Source organism: Priestia sp. RMT2NF4 (assembly GCF_047872835.1).
Classification (GTDB): Bacteria; Bacillota; Bacilli; order Bacillales; family Bacillaceae_H; genus Priestia; species Priestia zanthoxyli.
Genome location: NZ_JBLQZO010000002.1, coordinates 308,766 through 330,025, shown reverse-complemented (window position 1 = coordinate 330,025; position 21,260 = coordinate 308,766). Strand labels below are relative to the sequence as shown.

The following is a 21,260-nucleotide window of genomic DNA, read 5'->3' as shown; positions in this document are numbered from 1 at the left end:
GTGTAGTACATCATCCATTCGCTAATGGATAGAAGGGATGTTTTTGCATATGAGTGGAGGCCTGAGAGTTTGTCTTTTCATTGTTGGTATTGCACTCAAAGTGACAGCTGTTTTGACTTTGATTTTTGAAATGAATCTTGTCCCTATTCACGGAAGGAGTCTCACTTATTATGCTGAAGCGATAGGTATGAAACTCCCCATTATCTGTTTTGTCCTTGGTTTTTTTTGTGTAGCAGCAAGCTTTTATTTGCCTGCTAAAAATCGCCGCACCAGTAAATAGCAAGGGCAGGAGACTAACTAAAACGTTTGACTGCAAAGTTTTTAACATTTAAAATAAAGTCAATAAGTTTAAAAAGAAATAGGATAATTATTCCTGAATCTTTTTAGATATACGGAAATAGAGGTGATTGGATGGGGCAGTGTACCACGTTGGCGAAGTAGCATTATATGCACCAGTGTCAAAGCGTACAATACATTATTATATAAACCTACATTTGCTTCACGCATATCGCTCTTTATCACATAATCGCTCTTTTAAGGCGTTAACAGACTTTAACTTTATAAAGATTGGAAACTACTAAATTTTTTATAAATGAATGGAAGAGAGAATCAGCGCTGAAGCAACATCATGAAATGAAGCGATGTGAGCCATTGCTTCACATCTAGAACAGCTGAATAAAGAATGACCTGCTACATTAACGAGTGAAACGTGAGATAAGGAAGAAAGGCTGGCAGTTTTGCTCCATATAAAAATGTTTATACATTTATCATGTGATTCCTCCTTATATGCACTTTTCCATGTGATCAGTACAGGGATAGAGTTCTTTATCCAAATTTTTTATTTTTTAGGAGGTGAGTCCTTACTCGTTTTTAAACGAGCTAAGGAACTTGATTGGACATATTTAACTTGATTTTACTAGCGGTACTGATTGCATTAACTGCTTTTTTCGTGGCTACCGAGTTTGCGATTATTCGCGTGAGGAGTTCCAAAGTGGATCAGCTTATAGCAGAAGGGAGCAGCAATGCAAAAGCTGCGAAGCAAGTTATTTCAAATTTAGATGAATACTTATCTGCGTGTCAGCTTGGTATTACGATTACTGCGCTGGGAATTGGTTGGTTAGGAGAGCCTACAATTTCGCATCTCCTGTCACCATTACTTGATCAACTAGGGATAAGCGGAGCTTTAACAAAAGTACTATCTGTTGCGATTTCTTTTGCGGTTGTTACATTTATAAATGTTGTGGTCGGAGAGCTTGCTCCGAAAACATTTGCAATTCAAAAAGCAGAGAAAGTCACTTTATTATTTGTTCGTCCGCTTATACTTTTTTATAAAGTAACCTATCCTTTCATTTGGCTATTAAACAGTTCTTCTCGTTTAATAACAGGGTTATTTGGTCTAAAGCCTGCTTCAGAAAATGAGCTTGCACACAGTGAAGAAGAGCTTCGCATCTTGTTATCAGAAAGCTATAAAAGCGGTGAAATCAATCAATCGGAGTTTAAATATGTAAGTAAAATTTTTGACTTTGATGATCGCGTTGCCAAGGAGATTATGGTGCCGCGTACGGAAGTCGTTTCAATTGACCAGGAAGATACGGTCGAATACATCCTTGAGATGGTCCAAGAAGAGCGGTTTACCCGCTATCCGGTCATTGATGGAGATAAAGACCATATTATTGGAATGGTCAATATGAAAGAGATTTTAACCGAGATTGTTATGAACAACAGCAAGGAAAAAATAAATTTAAAACAGTATATCCGTCCTGTTATTGAAGTAATTGAATCGATTCCTATTCATGATTTATTGCTTAAGATGCAGCGTGAACGCATCCATATGGCTATTTTAATCGATGAATACGGAGGAACTGCAGGGATTGTAACAGTAGAGGATATTTTAGAGGAAATTGTCGGTGAAATTCGGGATGAATTTGATGCGGATGAACTTCCATTAATTCAGAAAGTCAAACCCGATCATTATATTGTAGATGGAAAGCTATTAGTAAGTGAGCTTAACGAGCTCCTTGGCACAACAATTGATGATACGGATGTTGATACAATTGGAGGCTGGGTCTTGACGGAAAAATATGACGTCAAGCAAGGAGAAAGCCTTAGCTTTGATCAGTATGACTTTACTGTTACGAAAATGGAAGGCCATCACATTCAATATATTGATGTGATCAAAAAACGTCAGGTGCATCAAAGTACGGATGAAGCGGTTAATGTGTCGGACATGAACCAGTCACAGGCTTTATCTTCATAATAAGAAGGCGCATTGCGAAAGAGCAGTGCGCCTTTTTTATAAAGAAAATGTGGAGGGAAGATGACAAAGTCATATGATGGAACTATGGGATAATATTACCGCTATGAATCTTGAAATCAATTTGCTTTAATAAAAGTATGAAAACTCTATCAAAACTTTTATTAGTAACATTGTTGTCTGTCACTCTAGCTTTTGGTCTTAATAACACTGCGCAAGCAGCAACCGTACATACCGTTCAATCGGGCGATACGATGTGGAAAATAGCAGTAAAATATCAGGTTGGCGTTTCCGAGCTGATTGAAGCGAACTCTGCTATTAAAAATCCTAATTCTATCTACCCGGGACAAAAAATTACCATACCAACAGATAAAGCGGGAAGTTCATACGAAGAGCAAGTGGTTCAGCTAGTGAATCAAGAACGTGCTAAAGTAGGGCTTAAACCTTTAAAATCTAATTGGGAAGTAGCTCGCGTTGCTCGCTATAAATCGCAGGATATGATTGATAAAAACTATTTCAGTCATACATCGCCTACATATGGAAGTCCGTTCGACATGATGAAAAAATTTGGTATTACATACAGTACAGCAGGTGAAAATATCGCTGCTGGACAAGCAACTCCAAAAGAAGTGGTTAACGCATGGATGAATAGCGAAGGTCACCGTAAAAACATACTATCAAGTCAATTTACCGAAATCGGAGTAGGTTACGCTAAAGGCGGAAGCTACGGTCATTACTGGACTCAAATGTTCATTTCAAACTAAAGAAGAAAGGAAAAAAAGCTGACTACTAAGTCAGCTTTTTTTAGCTTCGAGCACTTTCTAGAAATTCTTTTGGATTGCCAGAAAGCTTTCCGTCCTGCTCAACGATGAGTGTGCGCGTAGGGAAAGCAAATTCTACGCCTTCTTCTTCAAGAATGTCCATAATTTCGAAGTTTATATTTTCTTTTACATCTAAGTAATCAGCAAAAACGGTTGTATTTGTAAAGAAATACAGATAGATATTTAAACTAGATTCATAGAAACCGTCAAAATTTACAAGAATCGTTTCATTGTGAATTTCTTCGTGCTCAGTCAGCATCTTTTTAATTCTTGCCACTACGGTTTCTAACTTTTCTTTTGGTGTATTATAATTCAAGTTTAAATGAAAGGCAATTTGACGTTTCCCCATTTTAGCCCAGTTAATAATAGGTTCATTAGAAAGAGTAGCATTTGGAACCGTTACGACTGCTTGAGCGAACGTTCGAACTTTGGTGCTTCGAAACGTAATATCTTCTACAACGCCTTCAACACTTGGTGTTTTAATCCAATCTCCAATGGTAAAAGGCTTTTCAGTAATAATTACGATTCCGCCGAATAAATTACTAACGGTGTCTTTTGCGGCTAAGGCAAAAGCAAGACCACCTAAGCCAAGACCCGCTACAAAGCCATTTACGTTAAAACCCCATTCTTCTGCGATGATGGAGATAGAAAGCATAACAACAACGATGCGGATAAACTTTTCAATAAAAGGAATAATGATTCGATCCACTTGGATATCAAAATTTTTGGCAAACGTTGCAAAAAATAAATTGGTAGAAGCAGCTAAATTATACAAGCCCCATCCTGCAAGGCCAACAGAAGCTGAACGAACTAAATGTCTTTCCGTATCGGCTGTTAAAACATCAAAGGGAAGATAGGGAAGAGCAAGCTTGAAACCAATAATCACAAAAATCCAGCGCAGCGGCTTTTCAAAAGCTTCTAAAACGCTCGTAATTAAATTGATTTTTTTATTTTTGACAAAACCAATAATAAACTTAAACAAATAAGTCGTGAAAAGTTTGCGAAGAATTAAAAAGATCAAAAAGATCCCAATCGCAATCACGATTTTTTTCCAATCATCTAATGATGATAGAGATTTCAAAAAATCCATACAATCCTCCTAGTTACCAAAACTGTGCTACAGTCCATTTATATCCGTCAATTGAAAGCATTCCTATGTAGAGTGTTCTTTACCCTAAATTCATGCTTTTTAAAAGCTTCTTCCCTATTAAAATAGCACAAAAATACCTGTAAATCTATTTAAGTGATAATTATGAATATATCTCTTTTTAGTAAAAGAGACAGACAATAGTCTGAAAATAAGTTGTATAATAAATAGGTGATATTATAACCATTAATTTATCTTATTATTTATTTAAAACGTTCGTTGGAGGGAGAAAGCTTTGTTAAGTCAATTAAATAGAATGCTAGAAAAATTGATGCCGTTTATTACGCCGGTCAGCTTGCTCATAGGATTTCTTATCGGTTCATCATTAAGTCAGTATACCTTCTTAATTCCATGGCTTTTTGCATTAATGACGTTTGCCGGAAGTTTGAATTCAAACTTTCACCAGTTAAATGCCACGATACACCGTCCATTTCCAATCATTATGGCTCTGTTTGTTTTACATATTTTTATGCCGGCATGGGCTTGGAGCGTTGGCCAAGTGATTTTTCCACATGATGTATTTACAAGCACGGGTCTTTTGCTAGCAGCAATTATTCCAACGGGAGTGACTAGTTTTATATGGGTCTCGATTTACAAAGGAAGCATTCCTCTTGCACTATCCATTATTTTAATTGATACTCTTTTAGCACCGCTTATCGTTCCTTATACGCTTTTATTGGTGGTTGGAGACACCGTACATTTGGAAGCGCTAAAGTTAGTCAAAGATTTATGTTTTATGATTGTCCTTCCATCTCTGTTAGGCATGTGCTTAAATCAATATACAAAAGGAACAATTAAGCAGACCTTAGGACCAAAGCTGGCACCTGTTTCGAAAATAGGGTTAAGTGTGATGGTTATGGTAAACGGGGGAGTGATTGCACCTTATTTAAAACATATTGATAAAAAACTGCTGTTTATTATCGTGATCGTCTTTTTAATGAGTTCAGCTGGTTATTTCTTCAGCTGGATGATTGGCAAATGGCTAAGATGGGACCGAGCAAAAGTTGTGACGCTTACGTTTTGCGGAGGCATGAGAAATATTAGCGCCGGAGCTGTATTAGCCGTATCTTATTTTCCAGCTCCCGTTGCTGTACCGGTCGTATTAGGGATGTTATTTCAGCAGGTATTAGCTGCTTTATCAGGGCGTTTAGTTCAAAACTATTACCAGAAAAAAGACGCTGAATTTGCTTCATTAAAATAAATTAAAAAAGCAAGGGACGAACCACAGTAATCATAAAGTAAGCACTCTGGTTTAACGATCAGAGATAAGATACTTTTACACTTGCTGCGTTCAAGATAATGAGATGATTAGAAAAAGGTGCGGTGTGGCATACTAGAAAGAAAAAGGTCGGATATTCTTGCTTATCAATATAGCGCTGGCGTTTGTTTTACCTTGGATTTTTGGCACCCTCTATTTACATCCTAGAAATCGTCGTTTACTGCCTTTAGTAGGAACTGCTTTTTGCATTTTAGCAATCGTTATCAATGAATTAGGGAGCTATTATGGCTTTTGGAAACTCCGGACTTCTTTAGAAAATGAAGCATTAGAAGCGCTGCCTTTTAATTTAGGTGTTTATCCTGTATTGGCCAGCTATATGATTTTTTTAATCCAGCGAATTGGAAAGCCTCATTTTTTTATTTTTCTTATAGCGCTGTTTACAACATTTTTAGAAGGAACGTATATGTATATGGAAAGAGTTATATACGGAAACGGATGGAATCTCGGCTGGACATTTTTTTCCTACTGGATTCCGTACAGCGTAATTTATTTATACTATAGGTATTTGGTTAGTCTTAGACTGCTTCACTAGAAAAAAAGAAGTAAATTTGCACAATAAAAAAGCCGTGAATATTCACGGCTTTTTTTATTAGATCGCTTCTTTCGAGCTAGATTTATCTTTTGAATGATCCCATGCATCAATATCATCAAGTCCAGAAATGCTGTCTTGATAGAAGACAGGGTCTTTTCCAGCTTTCTTTTGGGCAAGATAATCTTTGAGTGCGGCAAAGGCCACTTTCGAGAGCAGGAGAATTGCGATTAAGTTGACTACTACCATAAAGCCCATAAACAGGTCTGCTAAGTCCCATACAAGCTGAATTTGAGAAATAGAACCGAACACGATCATTGCAAGCACAGCAACACGATAAGTCATCAGCCAAGCTTTATTCGTGTTCAAGAACTCAATATTTGTTTCTCCGTAGTAGTAGTTACCAATTAATGTACTAAACGCAAATAGGAAAATCATAATTGCAAGAGCACCTGTTGCCCAAGAACCAATATGAGTGCTTAAAGCAGCTTGTGTTAATTCAATACCGCTTAAATTTTTATTTGTATAAGTACCTGAAAGTAAAATGATAAAGGCAGTACTACTACAAATAATAAGCGTATCCGTTAATACACCAAAGGCTTGAATTAATCCTTGTTTTACCGGGTGGCTTGTTGTTGCAGCTGCGGCTGCGTTTGGCGCACTACCCATACCCGCTTCGTTTGAGAATAATCCGCGTTTAATTCCTTGCATAAGAGCTGCTCCAAGAGAACCTCCGGCAATTTGATCGAAACCAAATGCATTTTTAACGATTAACGCAATAAGAGAAGGCATTTCTTGAATGTTCATGATAATAATGAAAAGTGCTACTGCAATATAGGCAACAGCTAGTACCACAACAATGTATTCTGACATTTTTGCAATACGCTTAACTCCGCCAAAAATAATGGCAGCGAAAGCCACTGTCATAATAATTCCTAACACTAAACGATTTGTTCCAAACGCATTTTCAAACGCAAGAGTAATCGTGTTTGATTGTACAGCATTAAAAATTAAGCCGAATGATAAAGTGATTAAGACAGCAAACAGTCCGCCCATCCAGCGCTTTTTTAACCCTTTTTCCATATAGTAAGCCGGTCCGCCTCGGAAGCCGCCGTCTTTGTCTTTTACTTTGTATATTTGTGCTAACGTACTTTCGATAAATGCTGAAGCTGAACCGATAATGGCAAGCACCCACATCCAAAATACAGCACCAGGTCCCCCTAAAGCGATCGCAATCGCAATACCTGTAATGTTCCCCGTACCAACGCGGGCTGCCATACTGATACAAAACGCTTGGAATGGCGAAATTCCGTCTTTAGAAGAGCTATCCGCACCTTCTTTTAATACACGAACCATTTCTTTTAATAACCGAATTTGTAAAAACTTTGACCTGAATGTAAAAAACAAACCAAATGCAATCAGCATCGCAATCAGTAAGTAGGACCAAAGAAATTCGTTGATTGAACTAACAAAACCTTGAACTACTTCTTGCATAGTTTCACCTCTTCATAAATTATAGTAGAATAATAATAAAAAACGTGAATTTATAGAATTTTCCCTCTATTTAGATAGATCTCCCTATTTCCCCGCTATTTTTCTTCATTATCCTTGTCGAATCTTGTTGCTAAATCTGAACCTTATATATATATAAAATAATAATTTTGGTCTTTTGTCAACTAACCTCACATGGAAAAATAGGGTGATATGACAAATGAAGCGGGTATGAAAAGGTGATAACAGCAGGGATGAAAGAAATTTCATTTTGTTTTACTTAATTGTTGCTAGAAAATAAAAGTTTTAGGCCAAGTACCCCAAAAACGGTTCCTTTTACATATTTTAATGTGTGCTGAAAGATACGGCTTTTTTTGACTTTCTTCCCAAGGCCAGAAGCAAATAGCGCAATAAGTGAAAAGATGATGAGCGTTTCGGCGATAAAGATGATCCCAAACAAAATCATCTGCAAACTTACATGTCCAAGAGACGAATTAACAAACTGCGGTAAGAACGTAATGAAGAAAATAGCTACTTTTGGATTGGTTAAGTTGCTAACAAATCCTTTTCTAAAGTGATGGTGGTGCTGAACGTTTTCTGTTAATTCCAACGGACCGCTTTTTTCGCAAAACGATTGGTAGGCTAAAAACAGCAGGTACAGAACACCTACAACCTTTAGAATCGTAAAGGCAATAATTGATTTTTGAAAGATAATAGATAGCCCCACTGCGGCTAAAAGAGTATGTACAAATGTTCCCGTGATGGATCCCAGTACGGTTTTGATGCCTGCTTTGACGCCTGAAGCAATACTTTGTGTCATTACAAAAATCATGTCTTGTCCTGGTATTAAGACAATGATAAGTGACACGGCTATGTAAGGTATAAGCCAAGAAAATGTCATGATGATTCCCTCCCAACAGAATTTTAACAATTTCGACAAAAAGTTCTCAAGAGTGTGTGCTAATGAATTAATAGTTTAATGGAGTAAAGCTAAGAGGATATAAGGGCGTAAAAAGAGGTTACTCTCCTTAATAAAAATCAATAAAAGGTGTAGGAAAAAAATAGGTGGTGTTGTATAATAATTCGATATACTTAATTTTTATAGAAAGAAGGTAAAATTTATGAACTACTGTTTAGCACAGCCGGAGGACGCTGCTACAGTTCACGATCTTATGCTGCAAGCCTTCTCCGTCTATCGCGATTCTGTCCCACCTTCCAGTGCTCTTGATGAAACAACGGAATCTATTATGCAATCGTTAAAGCATGGAAAAGAAGCTGTCATTTTATACGTTGAAAATAAGCCCGTAGCGATGGCGCGTTTTACGCTAGAAGAAACGAGCTTATATTTTTACAGTCTGTCTGTTATTCCTGCTTTTCAAGGAAAAGGACTGGCTAAACGGCTTATTCAATGGTTAGAAACATACGCCAAAGAGTGTGGTAAGGAAAGTTTATCATGCAAGGTGAGAATGAGTGTTTCTCGTAATATAGCTTTGTATGAATCAATCGGCTTTTACATAGAGAAAAAAGAAATCGTACATAGAGGGGGAGTGAATATTCCCGTAGTAAATATGAAAAAAGAGATTTTAAAAGGAGTAATGGCATGAATAAATCAACTCTTCCTTTACCGCCTCCTGTCTTTCTTTTAATTGGTGTATTAGCCGTTTCCTTTTCTTCTATTTTAATTAAATGGTCGGATGCGCCTGCTTCTATTTTAGGAATGTATAGACTGCTGTTTACCGTCCTTTTATTTTTACCGTTTTTACCATGGAGAAAAATGAAAATTCTTTTTAAAAACAGCACGGTAAAAGAATGGCTAATGCTAGCTGTATCAGGCGTGTTTTTAGGGCTTCACTTTCTGTTTTGGATGGAATCTTTTTCACATACAACAGTTGCTAGCGCGATGATTTTGACTGCGCTCGAGCCGGTCTTCGTAGTGATTGGAGCTTATTTTTTATTTAAAGAAAAAACAAGCAAAGTAGGAGTCATCAGTATTTTAATGGCTGTTAGCGGCTCGGTGATTATCGCATCGGGCGATATCGGAGTATCTAAAACGGCTCTTTACGGAGACTTACTTTCTGTTTTAGGTACAGTGGCCGTTTCTGTTCATATGCTGGCGGGGCAAGATCTATGCAGGAAAATGCCTCCAATCATCTATAGCTTCGCCGTTTTTTTAATCGGTGGACTGGTTCTATTTGTCTACAATATTTGTACAAACGTATCGCTGACTCAGTATGACACAAAGGATTGGTGGATCTTTTTGCTTTTAGCGCTTATTCCTAATATTTTTGGTCACGCCTTATTTAACTGGCTGTTAAAGTATGTAGGTGCTACAACGATTTCGATGGCTATTTTAGGCGAGCCAATTGGTGCCATCATTCTCGCCTATTTCTTGCTTGGAGAAATGACAACCATTTCTCAGCTAGCGGGAGGCATGATTGTGATGATTAGTGTGATGATCTTCTTAAAGTACAAAGCAGCAGAGCCCGAAAAAGTTATAGCTTTTCAAGAAAAGTCGAATATCAGCTAATGGGATAGGCAAGCAGCACCGAGTATGATACAGTTTATTTATCATTATTTACCATTTAGTAAAGAGGTTTTTATTAAACTACATAAAGCAGGTGTAAATATGCTGAAAAAACTAACGGACCACGTTTATTACTTTCCTCATTCTGAAGAAACGGATCGGCCGGTGCTCGGACTTATATGCGGGGAAAAGTATAGTTTCGTCGTAGATGCTGGGAATTCTCCTGCGCATGCATCATCATTTTTAGAAGAAGTGGAAAAAATGGGAGCCCCTCCAATCAAAGGAGTAGCTATTACGCATTGGCACTGGGATCATACATTTGGCATTCATGCAATGAACAAATATACAATCAGCCATCATTTGACGAAGAAAAAGCTGGCCTATTTAAAGACACTGCGCTGGGACGATGATTCCTTGGATAAACGCGTCCAGGAAGGGGAGGAAATCGAATTTTGCCGGGATATGATAAAGAAAGAAATGCCGTGTCGAGAGACGTTAATTTTACGGGAGCCGGACGTAACGTTTCATCATCATATGGAAGTTGACCTAGGTGGAATCACTTGTTGCATTCAGCATATTGGAGGGGTACACGCGCAGGACTCGTCCGTTGTCTACGTCCCCAAAGAAAAAGTACTGTTTTTAGGTGATTGTCTATGTCCAGATTTTTATAGTGGTGACTGGAGTTATGATAAAGAAGACCTTGAGCGGATTCAGAGAGAACTTAAAAAATATGATGCGCAGTATTATCTTTCATCTCATTTTGACCCTGAAACTTCTGAGGAACTTTGGAGAGATTTAAACCAATTGAGTGCGATTGGAGAAATTGTAGGAAATGAAGTCGATTTAGAAAAAGCATGTTTTCAGTTTGAATGTGAAACGTATAAGAAGCCAACAAATGAGCAAAAAGAGAGAATACAGTATTTCGTTAATGGAAATGTCAAACGTAAAAGCAGAGAACTGTTTTAATAGTTTATGCATAGCCTAATGGTAAATAAGCCCGCCTGTTCATACTATATTATGAGCAGGCGGGCTTATTTAATTGGTTATGCTGTGATATGAGTTTTAAGTTATGATAGTAAAATAAATAACTTGACGAAACAAAGTTATAAAAATATAATAAGTTACATAAAGTAAGTTAATTAAAAAATGATCTATTTAAAAGGAGAAATAATCATGAACTTTCACCGTGCACCCCATGTATTTGTTGGGAAAGTAAATTTAAAAGTAGAAAATTTAGAGCGTTCACTTGCTTTTTATCAGCAAATAATCGGGCTTAAACTTTTAGGGAGAAAAGAGAACAAAGCCTTGTTAACAGCTGATGGACGCACGGCGCTTTTATCGATTGAACAGCCGGAAAACGTTACAGCAAAACAGTCTCGTACAACAGGCTTATATCATTTTGCTCTATTGTTGCCGACTCGTTCTGATTTAGGAAGTATTCTGCAGCATTTGTTAAATAGCGGTTATCCGCTTCAAGGGGCGTCTGATCATCTAGTGAGTGAAGCGCTGTACTTGGCAGATCCAGATGGAAACGGCATAGAGATTTATCGAGATCGTCCGTCAAGTACATGGGAATGGAATGACAGTGAAGTAGTAATGGCTACAAAACCTTTAGACGCAGAAGCGATATTATCTGAAGGAAACGGTAAAACATGGACAGGATTACCTTCAGCTACCTTAATGGGACATATTCACCTTCACGTTTCTGAATTAGAGCAAACGGAAAACTTTTATCGAAATGGATTAGGTTTTGAGGTTGTGAGCAATTACCATAATCAAGCCTTGTTTATTTCAACTGGGCGCTATCATCATCACATCGGACTAAACGTTTGGAATGGAATTGGAGCGCCTAGTCCTCTTGAAAACAGCGTTGGTTTGGACTCATTTACACTTGTTTTTCCAGCTGAAGAAGCAAGGGAACAGGCAATAAATAAGCTTCGTGAAATCGGAGCAGCTGTGTCTAAAGAAAACCAAGATTTCATCACAAAAGATCCATCAGGAAATATAATTAGATTAGTCCTTTAACATAAAAGCTGCCGCAGTTGGCAGCTTTTATTTATCGCAATGTTCGTCAAAATAGGTAAGAAATGTACACTTTTTTCTCAAATAGTAAGATGATAATGGCGAAAACGGTGTTATTTTCAGGGAAATAAACGAAGAGTCTTATGCTTAAAAAAGTTTGTAAACAAGCGGGCGTGGGAATAAAATACATATCAAGCATCGTTTCTTATCGTTATTGAATCTTTATATAAAGTCTTTTCATATAAAACCTTGAAGGAAGGGAGCGGAAACCTGTGAGATATAAAGTGAAACATTGGCTTAGATTAACTTCAGACGAGCGCTATCTTGTATTGTTTGCTACTGCTGCTTTGCAAAAAGAAAAGCGATAAAAGAGTTGTTAATAGTAAGGAAAGTAGCTTTATATGCTAACGAAAAGGTAATAAAAGGCCTGAAAATAATATATTTATTTTCAGGCCTTTTATTGTTTTCAAACCTTGTTTAAGTCAACTGTTGAGAGATAGCTTCGGCCGTTTGTTTGCCGTTTGTTATACACGCTGCAATCCCCACTCCATAGTAAGAACAGCCGGCTAATGTAATAGCGGGGTGCTTGTCATACAATTTTTGAGTCAAGCTGCGTACGAGTTCACCGTGTTTAAGGTGATAGGTAGGCATCAATTTATCCCAATTTGTTACGTCGCTTTCAATGGGCTGCTCTTTGATCCCTAAGCTGTTTTTAATGTCCTTTTGTGCCACTGCTAGCAGCTCTTCTTTTGACATCGTCCGCAGGCTGTCAAAGTGGTGACTTGTGCTTTTATAAAACAGGCGAACTAACAAATTCCCTCGCTTAGAGGTGTGAGCCCATTTTTTGCTCGTCCACGTGCAGGCATTGGCGATTAAGTTGCTTGATTGAGAAGCAATAAACCCGGTGCCTTCAGCGGGAAGGTATTCGTCTGGAACGTCATAGCCGATGTACACGCTAATGAGAGAAGAATCTTTTAACTGCTCAAAGTCTTCGTTTAATTCCGGATCGTTCAACAGGTGCTGAGCAGCCGTGTGCGGTGTAGCTAACACCACGTAATCCGCTGAATGGGCTTGCCCCGGCGTACTGATTTGGTAGCGTTCACCGTTCCGTTTTATGCTGGTGGTTGGCGTATCTTTTAAAATCGTTACATCAGAAAGCTCTTCTTCTAAGCGGTGAATAATCGTTGATAAACCTTGTTTAAACGAAATGAATTTTTTATTTCCTGCCGTTTTAAATTTTTTTTCATTGGCGCCCATTCCTTTGATGATGCTGCCGTATGTGTTTTTATAGTCGAGCAGATAAGGGAGAGTCGAAGAAATCGTGAGCTTGTCTAAATCGCCAGAGTAGACGCCCGATAAAATAGGTGCAATTTGCTTTTCTACTAGCTCTTCTCCTAAAAAATGTTTTAAAAAGAGTCCAATCGAGCTGTCTTTCGTAAACGTTGTATTTTTAGTAATTAAGTCTTTTAAAGCTGTAATTTTCGCTTTTGAAGAAATCAGCTCGCTTTTAAAAAGAGATTCCACGCTTGTTGGAATACCGAACATGGTATCTTCAGGAATTGGAAGCAGCTCATTAGCAGAGTAAATAAATGATTTGCCCGTTTCGTTATAGACTAAATCGTTTGTTAAGTACAGCTCTTCTAGCAGAGGCATAATGTTTTCTTTTCGAGCCACGATAGAATCCGCCCCTGTTTCCATAATAAATTCCCCAGCTTCACGCGTATTGATTTTCCCTCCTAGATGGGGATGTTTCTCTAGTAATAATAATTTAAGCGGAAGATTACGTTCTCGTTTTAGTTTCTGCAAATAGTACAGAGTGGTTAAGCCCGTAATTCCTCCTCCAATAACAGCGACCGTTTTCAAAATATTCACTCCTACATTTTCAACAATTAGTCTGTAATATACGAAAATCATACCACTATGACTAGGAAAAGTGTAATGAATTGATTGTGAACATAGTGTATGCAAACACGAAAAGAAATATTGAAACTATACGATTAGATATTTTGAAATTACATAAAATAAAAGCTCATACACGTAGAGAAAATGACTGAGACGCAGCAGTGAAGGAAGGAGGAAGCATCATGCTCGGCGGTTTTATGGAAACGCTGAAAAAAGACTGGCTCGCTTTAGTATTAATAAGTGTTCTTATATGCGGGATTACCTTAAATGTACGAGCTGAAGAGAAGAGCGGACGAAGCGGATACATCGAACCAAAGCTAGTTTTTCCTGTGATCAGTGATGTTCATATTAAGGAAACAGGAACGCTTGATTTGCGTACTTTTCAACATGCATTAACGCAATTAAATGAACAGGCACCGAAACAAGATGCATTTGTAGTCGTAGGAGATTTGGCCGACACAGGCGCGTTAAAAGAATACGATCGCTTTTTTTCTATTTATAATCAAAATAAACAGTCGCAGGCCGTGTCTCTTTTTACAATTGGCAACCATGAATACCGGGACAGTGTAACCAATCAGCAAGCGCAGCAGCGTTTTTTATCTAAAACCAAAATGAAGTCTCTTTACTTTCATCAAGTGATAAAAGGATATCATTTTATCATGCTTGGAACAGAAAGCCGTCTGACCGCCGGTGATTATTCAATCAAACAAATTAACTGGCTTGCTGAACAGTTGAAGATAGCAAAGCGAGACGATCCTAAAAAACCGATTTTTGTCTTTATTCATCAGCCTATTAACAATACATTGTACGGGAAAAACAGATGGGGGATAGAAGTGAATGAACAGCTTCTTTACAATACGTTAAAACCTTATCCGCAGGTCATTACGTTTTCTGGTCATACCCATCATCCGTTGGACGACCCTCGTACTATTTTTCAAAGAGATTTCACCTCTCTTGCAACGTCTTCTGTTCGGTATATATGGCCTGGTGCTGGATATTTACAAGGTGAACTTCCTCCTGGCTACCGAGATGTGAGTCAAGGTCTTCTTGTAGAGGTTTATAATCGAAAAGTAGTCGTTAAAAGGCGGGATTTTCACGCAAATAAGTGGACGGGAGAAGCGTGGGAAATTGACATACCTGCAGATACAAAAAAATTTCACTACACGAATGAGCGAGATTTAGTAAAACCGATTTTTCTTCCAAGCTCTACTATTTCTGTTATACAAGAAAAAGCTTCAGCAAATCAGCTTTATATCCAGTTTACGCAAGCGGTGGATAATCTGATGGTTCATTCTTATCGCATTACCGTCAAAAATAAAGAAACTGGAAAAGTGGTCAAAACATATAATGCATTTTCTCAATATTACAGCGATCCTGTTCCGGATGTTTTAAGTCTTCCGTTATCCGGTTTGCAGCCTCATACTGCGTATCAAATAGAAGTAGCGGCAGTGGATGCGTTTGATAATCAAAGCGATCAAAAATTAATAATTGAAGGCTCTACTAAATAGCTGAAAGAATCCTGATTTTTATTGATTCTTTTAGCTTTTTTTCATCTGTTTTTAATGTTATTTTCATTAGATTTTTAAGTGGAGTTGCTACACTGAAACTGTATTTAAAGTCATAATATGTAATTTTTATGAAAGTATCAAAATCAAAAGGAGTTTATATGAAAGGATCTTTTGTACGTTTTTTAGTAGTGGGACTGGTCAATACAGCAGTAGGTCTCTCCATTATGTATGTGCTGCTTCATATCTTTCATCATTACTGGATAGCGACGTTCGTCGGCAATGCAGCGGGGGCAGTCGTCAGCTACGTGTTAAATCGAATATTTACGTTTAAAAGCGGAGTTCATTTATCAAAAAGCATACTGCGTTTTATTTTAGTTATTGGCATTTGCTACGGCTTGTCTTACTATATTGGACTGCAGTTCTCCAGCTGGTTATTGCATCAACTTCCTGTTGCGGTGCGTCCGTTCAAAAAAGACGTCGGTATATTAATTGGAACAGGTCTGTATACGCTTTTAAATTATACGGGTCAAAAATACTTTGTATTTAATACAAAAAAAGAAGCAGTCGTCCACGATTAGCTTTTAGTCATTATGAAATGGAAATAGGTGTTAACAGATGAAGAAAGAAACAGCTATGAATAAAGAAAAAACATTGCTTATTATCGCTTTCCTTTTGCTGCTTGCGTATGTATCTCCTATGTTTTTGCTTGGGGAAAATTCACATATACGCGTGCATGATAATTTAGACTCAAATATTACGTGGTATAAAGTTCTGCATCGAAGCGGAGAGCTGTTTGGCTCCAGTCATGCCGTATTACCTCAAATTATTAACGGATTGCCGAGGAATACGTTTGGAACAGAATTTAGCGGTATCCAGTGGCTGTATGGTGTATTCCCGACCATGCTTGCATACAGCCTGAGTCAAACGATCACGCGCGTATTTGCTTTAATTGGAATGTATTTATTATTAAAAAAGCATTTTATTAAAAGCAAGGATGCGTATGCGATTCGAGTGCTTGTATCGCTTGCTTTTGCACTTACGCCATTTTGGCCTTCGGGCATGCTGAGTACATTGGGACAGCCGCTGGCGCTGTGGGCGTTTTTAACCATTCGAAACCGCGAAGGAACGTGGAAGGAATGGCTTACACTTTTACTGCTCCCGTTTTACGCGAGCTTTGTGCTCGGGTTTTTCTTCTTTTTAGCAGCGATGGGGCTGCTATGGCTAAGAGACGTAGTAAAAAAACGAGCGTGGAATATTCCTTTTTTAAGCAGTATTGCAGCGATGACTGCTGTCTTTCTGCTCATTGAATACCGGCTTGTTGATTCGCTTTTATTTCCGGAGGCCCCGACGAGTCGAAATGAATTTTTAAGCTCTACTCTAAGCTTTGGACATTCCGTTCGCCTTGCTTTGAAGAACTATACGCTCGGGCATACGCATGTAATGACGCTTCATACTTTTGTCATTTTACCGCTTTCTTTTGTCGTATTGTGGTTTGTTGCTCGAAATCGCAAGGAAAAGCTTGAAAAAACGTTTTTGCAGTTATTTATTCTTAATCTACTACTGTCGACTTGGTATGCGTTTTGGTTTTATAAAGGTTGGGAGCCGCTAAAAGAAAAATATCAGCTTTTTAATACGTTCAACTTTGCTAGATTTCACTTTTTACGCCCGCTCATTATTTATTTGATGTTTGCCGTTGGCAGCTATGTTTTATGGAAAAGGAGCAAGGCGTGGAAAAAGTTTGTGTGGGTATGTTTGATTTTACAGCTGCTTGTGTTATTTATAGCAAATCCTGAACTTTACTATCGCTGCAATCACGAGCCTTCAGTCAAAGAATTTTATGCTGTGCATCAATTTGATGAAATAAGCAGATATATTGGAAAACCTAAATCATCTTATCGCGTAGCGAGCATAGGGCTTCATCCATCAATTGCTCAGTATAACGGCTTTTATACGCTAGATACGTATAACAACTTCTATCCGTTAACATATAAACATGAGTTTCGCAAAATTATTGCCAAAGAGCTTGATAAAAATAAAAAACTAGAAAGCTACTATGATCATTGGGGCAATCGCTGCTATGTGTTTGTTAGCGAGCTAGGGAAAAAATATGATTACCGAAAAGACTCAACGAAAAAAATCCGTCATTTGCAGCTTAATATCAGCCAATTTAAGAAAATGGGCGGTCGCTATATTTTTTCAGCTGTGCCAATTGAAAATGCTGAAAGCGACGGTTTGCACTTTTTAAAAGCATTTAACGATAAACAGTCCGCTTGGAAAGTGTATGTATATGAAGCAAAGTAAGGGGGCAATAACATGAACAGACCTATTTTAACGATCGTGGTTCCATGCTACAACGAAGAAGAAGTATTCACAGAGACGTCTTTTCAATTAACTACTGTAGTAAAAGAACTGATTAATGAACGACTTGTATCAAGTGAAAGCACTATTTTATTTGTAGACGATGGAAGTAAAGACAGCACGTGGTCGCTTATTGAAAAAGAAAGCTGCAGCAATTTGTTTGTAAAAGGGTTAAAGTTAGCGCGAAATGTAGGACATCAAAATGCTTTGCTTGCAGGATTAGAAGTAGCTCATAAGCAATCTGACTGCGTCATTTCCATTGACGCGGATTTGCAAGATGATATCAGCGTCATTCGTACTTTTGTAGAGAAATATTGGCTCGGGTATGAAGTTGTATATGGCGTTCGAGACAGCAGAGAAACCGATACATTTTTCAAACGAACCACGGCAGTAGGGTTTTATCGTTTTATGAACAAGCTAGGAATTCAGCTCATTCAAAATCACGCTGATTTTCGCCTTATGAGCAAACGTGCTCTTGGTGAACTCATGAAATATAAAGAAGGAAACGTCTTTTTGCGGGGCCTTGTACCATTAGTAGGATTTCGCTCCACGGAAGTCACATATGACCGCAAAGAACGGACGGCGGGTGAGTCAAAATATCCGCTAAAGAAAATGCTCGCTTTTGCATTTGACGGGATTACGTCTTTTAGCGTAGCACCTATACGCTTGCTGACGCTGCTTGGAGGAGCTTCGTTTCTCTTTAGTATTTTGTTTGGCATTTATGCGCTGATTCAAAAATATTTAGATCATACGCAAATTGGCTGGACGTCTCTTATTTTATCAATTTGGCTTGTAGGCGGCCTGCAGCTAATAGGAATAGGTCTTGTCGGAGAATACATTGGCAAGATTTTCAACGAAGTGAAACAGCGTCCTAAATATGCGATTGAAAGAGATTTATATACAAAACACTCGTTAGACAAACAAAAAGATTTGCTGATGCATTAATTAAGAAGCTTCTCCTGAATGGAGAGGCTTTTTTGTTAAAGTGTTTATCATAATTTTTAAGGTAATAGGAGATGCTACTACTAAAATTTCTAAGGAGATCAAAATCTATGAAAAGACTACTTTATACAGTCAGCACTTTTTGTTTTGTTTGGCTTGCTTTTGCAACCATTCATGTCAGCGCTCTTTCGATTGAGAAACTTCCAATGAAGAAATCATCTGAACAATGGTCGGTCGAACTGACAAAAGCGAGCATGACGGGAGATAATCAGCTAAAGTGGAAAAATAACGTCTATCATACATATGGATTAACCGTTGAAAACATTGGAAAAGACGTAGAGCGTGTGCAGGTCCAAGCTTTTCGGCACGAAGGAAAAAATAAGGCGAAATACAGCTTGTTTTCTCCTATTGAAAGGTCTAACTTAAGCAAAAGCGGTCAGCGTTTTCGCTATGCCAATTTTGCTGTTCCTGGAAAAGCGGCAGGCTTAGACATCATGATTAACTGGACGGATGAACAAGGCAACCATCAAGAACATTTTGAATTTAAATAAAAGTCTTCGCTTAGGCGAAGACTTTTTTTTGCAGGAATTTATCTCTGTATGTGGAAAACGAACACGAAAGGAGAGATTGTGATGATTGCAAAAGCTACTGAAGAAGAAATACAGGAAATTCGGACGAAATCTGCTGATGCGCTGTTTGAAGGAACAACGCATCAGTTTCAACCGTCAACTGAACGCGTAAATGAACTAATTGATAATGCCCTTGAAAAAGGGTGTTATTATTTAGTATCTAGACAAGAAAATAAACTTGCAGGCTGGGTTTTTGTCGGTCCATCTGCCGACTTCTTTTCAAAAGCAGAAATTGGCTTTATCTACGAGTTATATGTTTTACCAGAATACCGCGGGCAAGGTCTAGCCAAGCCGTTAATGCAAAAAGCAATTGATGAATTGTCTATCAAAGGATACCCTGAAATCAGACTCAGCGTTCATGCTGGGAATTTTGCACAGCATGTGTACTGTGAACTTGGATTTGTAGATAAACAAATATTAATGAGCCTGCAGGTGGCAAAACGTCCGTAATGTTGGTGAATGTCAGCGAGTCCATAAAACATAAGTTGTTATACATGCGATGAGGTTCGGTAATGAAAGTAAAAGTAAATAAGTAGCCCAAACGGCGCCTTTATCTAGTACTTCAACAGCTCCTCTACCTGTATGATCTGAGGCGGGGGGATCTTCAAGTGCGTTCATAATCAGAGCCGCCGCTGCTAAAATAATCCCTCCAATGCTTCCGGTTGTTTTGACAATTGCAATATGGAAAGTAGATGAAAAAGCAATGCTGAGAAGCAGCAGCAAGCTTCCCAAAAAAGCAGATAACATATATCGTTTCATGTGCTCACCATCCTTTATGAAAGCATACCATATTTTACTTCTTTTTTCTTTTTATTGAAAAGCTATTGACATAACATATAAAACATATTAGAATAGTCAGAAATAATTTAAAAACGAAATATTCTTATCTAGAGAGGTGGAGGGACTGGCCCTTTGAAGCCTCAGCAACCACAATTATTGAATGGTGCTAATTCCAGCATAGCCTAGCTCTGACAGATAAGAAGAGGAATCTTTTTCTATGATGAAATCCTCTTCTTAGGAAGAAACATTTCGTATAGAAAAGGTGATGACATTGAAAAATACACAACAGGCGCTAAGCGTTGATGATTATTTAGATCTATACTTGTTAGCAAAAGAACTAAAAGACGAAACGTGGCAGCAGGAAATTTTAGCCGCGCTAAAAACGAAGCAAAATCGTTCATTTGAAGACAAACAATCCGCACTCGTTCAAGAAATATGGGAAGATTTTAAACAGTTAAATGAAGATATTTCTTTTACGTATCGCTTAATTCAAGAAGAGCCAACTAATGAACAGTTTCAAGTTAAATTAAGGAACTTGAGAGAACGGCGGATCACGCTGAGTCGTGAATTATATTTAGCTAAAAAACAGTATGTTGAACACACGCAGTAAAAGGATCCGCTTGATAAACAAGCGGTTTTTTTGCATGTAAATGTTAGAAGCGTTCTATTTCGGGTAGTAAATAGATAAGACAAAAAAAGGAGGGATAACAGTGGCCCAAGGTGTATTATGTGAAGTGAATGAGTGCATGTATTGGAAATCGGGAAATAAATGCAGTGCAGAGTCCATTTACGTTGTGAGTCCTGAAAGTAGTCACCATGTTTCTGAAACGGAAGAACCTGGCTGTAAAACTTTTGAACCCGCGAGATAAATGCTAGTTTTATAAAAAAGCATAAAATGAACGATGCGCTGACGGAGTTGAGTCGGCGTTTTTCTATTTTTTAAAAAATACTATTACTTAGGTGCGATAATAAATACATAGTAAAAAAGCAGTGTCTACGTCTAATTGTGCGTTTAAACAAAATGATACGATAATTTTTTTGTTTTTCGACAAAAGAAAAGCGAGAGAAAGGTGA

General features: G+C 37.9%; 22 protein-coding genes and 1 riboswitch. Of the genes, 17 read left to right on the top strand and 5 right to left on the bottom strand.

Features of this window, described 5'->3' with window-relative positions; all coding sequences use genetic code 11:
- Window positions 1-49 precede the first annotated feature (49 nt).
- The 3 genes from ACMX9J_RS10875 (at window position 50) to safA (ending at window position 3,018) form a co-directional block, all read left to right on the top strand.
- Complete coding sequence (locus ACMX9J_RS10875) at window positions 50-280, top strand: hypothetical protein (RefSeq protein WP_016765278.1); 231 nt, start codon at window positions 50-52, stop codon at window positions 278-280.
- A gap of 612 nt (window positions 281-892) precedes the next feature.
- The gene (locus ACMX9J_RS10870; protein WP_048019911.1) at window positions 893-2,257 is read left to right on the top strand and encodes a hemolysin family protein; all 1,365 of its coding nucleotides are present in this window, start codon (window positions 893-895) and stop codon (window positions 2,255-2,257) included.
- Window positions 2,258-2,394: 137 nt separating this feature from the next.
- A complete protein-coding gene (gene safA, locus ACMX9J_RS10865; protein ID WP_074677042.1) occupies window positions 2,395-3,018 on the top strand; it encodes a SafA/ExsA family spore coat assembly protein in 624 nt (207 codons plus the stop codon).
- A gap of 40 nt (window positions 3,019-3,058) precedes the next feature.
- Here safA and ACMX9J_RS10860 read toward each other — a convergent pair whose 3' ends face one another.
- On the bottom strand, window positions 3,059-4,165 hold the full coding sequence (locus tag ACMX9J_RS10860; protein ID WP_025750169.1) for a mechanosensitive ion channel family protein: 1,107 nt from the start codon (window positions 4,163-4,165) through the stop codon (window positions 3,059-3,061).
- A gap of 292 nt (window positions 4,166-4,457) precedes the next feature.
- On the opposite strand from ACMX9J_RS10860, the gene ACMX9J_RS10855 reads away from it, so the two are divergent.
- Together ACMX9J_RS10855 and ACMX9J_RS10850 are read left to right on the top strand one after the other, a co-directional pair.
- Entirely contained in the window at window positions 4,458-5,423 is a 966-nt protein-coding gene (locus ACMX9J_RS10855) for a bile acid:sodium symporter family protein (RefSeq protein ID WP_416225807.1), read from the top strand.
- Between the two features lie 157 nt (window positions 5,424-5,580).
- Window positions 5,581-6,033, top strand: a complete 453-nt coding sequence (locus tag ACMX9J_RS10850) for a CBO0543 family protein (RefSeq protein WP_028415082.1) — start codon at window positions 5,581-5,583, stop codon at window positions 6,031-6,033.
- A 57-nt stretch (window positions 6,034-6,090) separates the two neighbouring features.
- Here ACMX9J_RS10850 and ACMX9J_RS10845 read toward each other — a convergent pair whose 3' ends face one another.
- Complete coding sequence (locus ACMX9J_RS10845) at window positions 6,091-7,524, bottom strand: alanine/glycine:cation symporter family protein (protein WP_416225806.1); 1,434 nt, start codon at window positions 7,522-7,524, stop codon at window positions 6,091-6,093.
- A 277-nt stretch (window positions 7,525-7,801) separates the two neighbouring features.
- Complete coding sequence (locus ACMX9J_RS10840; RefSeq protein ID WP_416225805.1) at window positions 7,802-8,422, bottom strand: LysE family translocator; 621 nt, start codon at window positions 8,420-8,422, stop codon at window positions 7,802-7,804.
- A 220-nt stretch (window positions 8,423-8,642) separates the two neighbouring features.
- Between ACMX9J_RS10840 and ACMX9J_RS10835 the strand changes: the two genes are divergently transcribed.
- The 4 genes from ACMX9J_RS10835 (at window position 8,643) to ACMX9J_RS10820 (ending at window position 12,070) form a co-directional block, all read left to right on the top strand.
- Window positions 8,643-9,125, top strand: coding sequence for a GNAT family N-acetyltransferase (locus ACMX9J_RS10835; RefSeq protein ID WP_416225804.1), 483 nt, complete (start codon window positions 8,643-8,645; stop codon window positions 9,123-9,125).
- Window positions 9,122-10,048: a DMT family transporter gene (locus tag ACMX9J_RS10830; RefSeq protein ID WP_033579879.1), complete on the top strand. Its 927-nt coding sequence runs from the start codon at window positions 9,122-9,124 to the stop codon at window positions 10,046-10,048. Before ACMX9J_RS10835 ends, ACMX9J_RS10830 begins: the two co-directional genes overlap by 4 nt.
- A gap of 24 nt (window positions 10,049-10,072) precedes the next feature.
- A complete protein-coding gene (locus ACMX9J_RS10825) occupies window positions 10,073-11,011 on the top strand; it encodes an MBL fold metallo-hydrolase (protein WP_416225803.1) in 939 nt (312 codons plus the stop codon).
- A 207-nt stretch (window positions 11,012-11,218) separates the two neighbouring features.
- Window positions 11,219-12,070: a VOC family protein gene (locus ACMX9J_RS10820; protein ID WP_416225802.1), complete on the top strand. Its 852-nt coding sequence runs from the start codon at window positions 11,219-11,221 to the stop codon at window positions 12,068-12,070.
- A gap of 474 nt (window positions 12,071-12,544) precedes the next feature.
- On the opposite strand, the gene ACMX9J_RS10815 is transcribed toward ACMX9J_RS10820, so the two are convergent.
- Window positions 12,545-13,930: a protoporphyrinogen oxidase gene (locus tag ACMX9J_RS10815; RefSeq protein ID WP_416225801.1), complete on the bottom strand. Its 1,386-nt coding sequence runs from the start codon at window positions 13,928-13,930 to the stop codon at window positions 12,545-12,547.
- Between the two features lie 221 nt (window positions 13,931-14,151).
- On the opposite strand from ACMX9J_RS10815, the gene ACMX9J_RS10810 reads away from it, so the two are divergent.
- From ACMX9J_RS10810 to ACMX9J_RS10785, 6 genes are all read left to right on the top strand, one after another.
- Window positions 14,152-15,477, top strand: coding sequence for a metallophosphoesterase (locus ACMX9J_RS10810; protein WP_168761213.1), 1,326 nt, complete (start codon window positions 14,152-14,154; stop codon window positions 15,475-15,477).
- A 158-nt stretch (window positions 15,478-15,635) separates the two neighbouring features.
- Window positions 15,636-16,055 (top strand): GtrA family protein, encoded by a 420-nt coding sequence (locus ACMX9J_RS10805; RefSeq protein WP_028415074.1) that lies wholly within the window; start codon window positions 15,636-15,638, stop codon window positions 16,053-16,055.
- Between the two features lie 37 nt (window positions 16,056-16,092).
- On the top strand, window positions 16,093-17,778 hold the full coding sequence (locus tag ACMX9J_RS10800) for a DUF6044 family protein (RefSeq protein WP_416225800.1): 1,686 nt from the start codon (window positions 16,093-16,095) through the stop codon (window positions 17,776-17,778).
- 12 nt (window positions 17,779-17,790) lie between these two features.
- Window positions 17,791-18,780, top strand: coding sequence for a glycosyltransferase family 2 protein (locus tag ACMX9J_RS10795; RefSeq protein ID WP_063248340.1), 990 nt, complete (start codon window positions 17,791-17,793; stop codon window positions 18,778-18,780).
- Between the two features lie 107 nt (window positions 18,781-18,887).
- A complete protein-coding gene (locus ACMX9J_RS10790) occupies window positions 18,888-19,328 on the top strand; it encodes a hypothetical protein (RefSeq protein ID WP_028415071.1) in 441 nt (146 codons plus the stop codon).
- 81 nt (window positions 19,329-19,409) lie between these two features.
- Complete coding sequence (locus ACMX9J_RS10785; protein WP_416225799.1) at window positions 19,410-19,856, top strand: GNAT family N-acetyltransferase; 447 nt, start codon at window positions 19,410-19,412, stop codon at window positions 19,854-19,856.
- A 12-nt stretch (window positions 19,857-19,868) separates the two neighbouring features.
- On the opposite strand, the gene ACMX9J_RS10780 is transcribed toward ACMX9J_RS10785, so the two are convergent.
- Entirely contained in the window at window positions 19,869-20,165 is a 297-nt protein-coding gene (locus ACMX9J_RS10780) for a hypothetical protein (protein WP_416225798.1), read from the bottom strand.
- A gap of 121 nt (window positions 20,166-20,286) precedes the next feature.
- Window positions 20,287-20,388, top strand: a riboswitch (SAM riboswitch).
- 69 nt (window positions 20,389-20,457) lie between these two features.
- Here ACMX9J_RS10780 and ACMX9J_RS10775 point away from each other — a divergent pair.
- Together ACMX9J_RS10775 and ACMX9J_RS10770 are read left to right on the top strand one after the other, a co-directional pair.
- Window positions 20,458-20,796: a hypothetical protein gene (locus ACMX9J_RS10775; protein WP_028415069.1), complete on the top strand. Its 339-nt coding sequence runs from the start codon at window positions 20,458-20,460 to the stop codon at window positions 20,794-20,796.
- Window positions 20,797-20,896: 100 nt separating this feature from the next.
- Complete coding sequence (locus ACMX9J_RS10770) at window positions 20,897-21,055, top strand: DUF1540 domain-containing protein (protein WP_016765258.1); 159 nt, start codon at window positions 20,897-20,899, stop codon at window positions 21,053-21,055.
- Window positions 21,056-21,260: the final 205 nt, after the last annotated feature.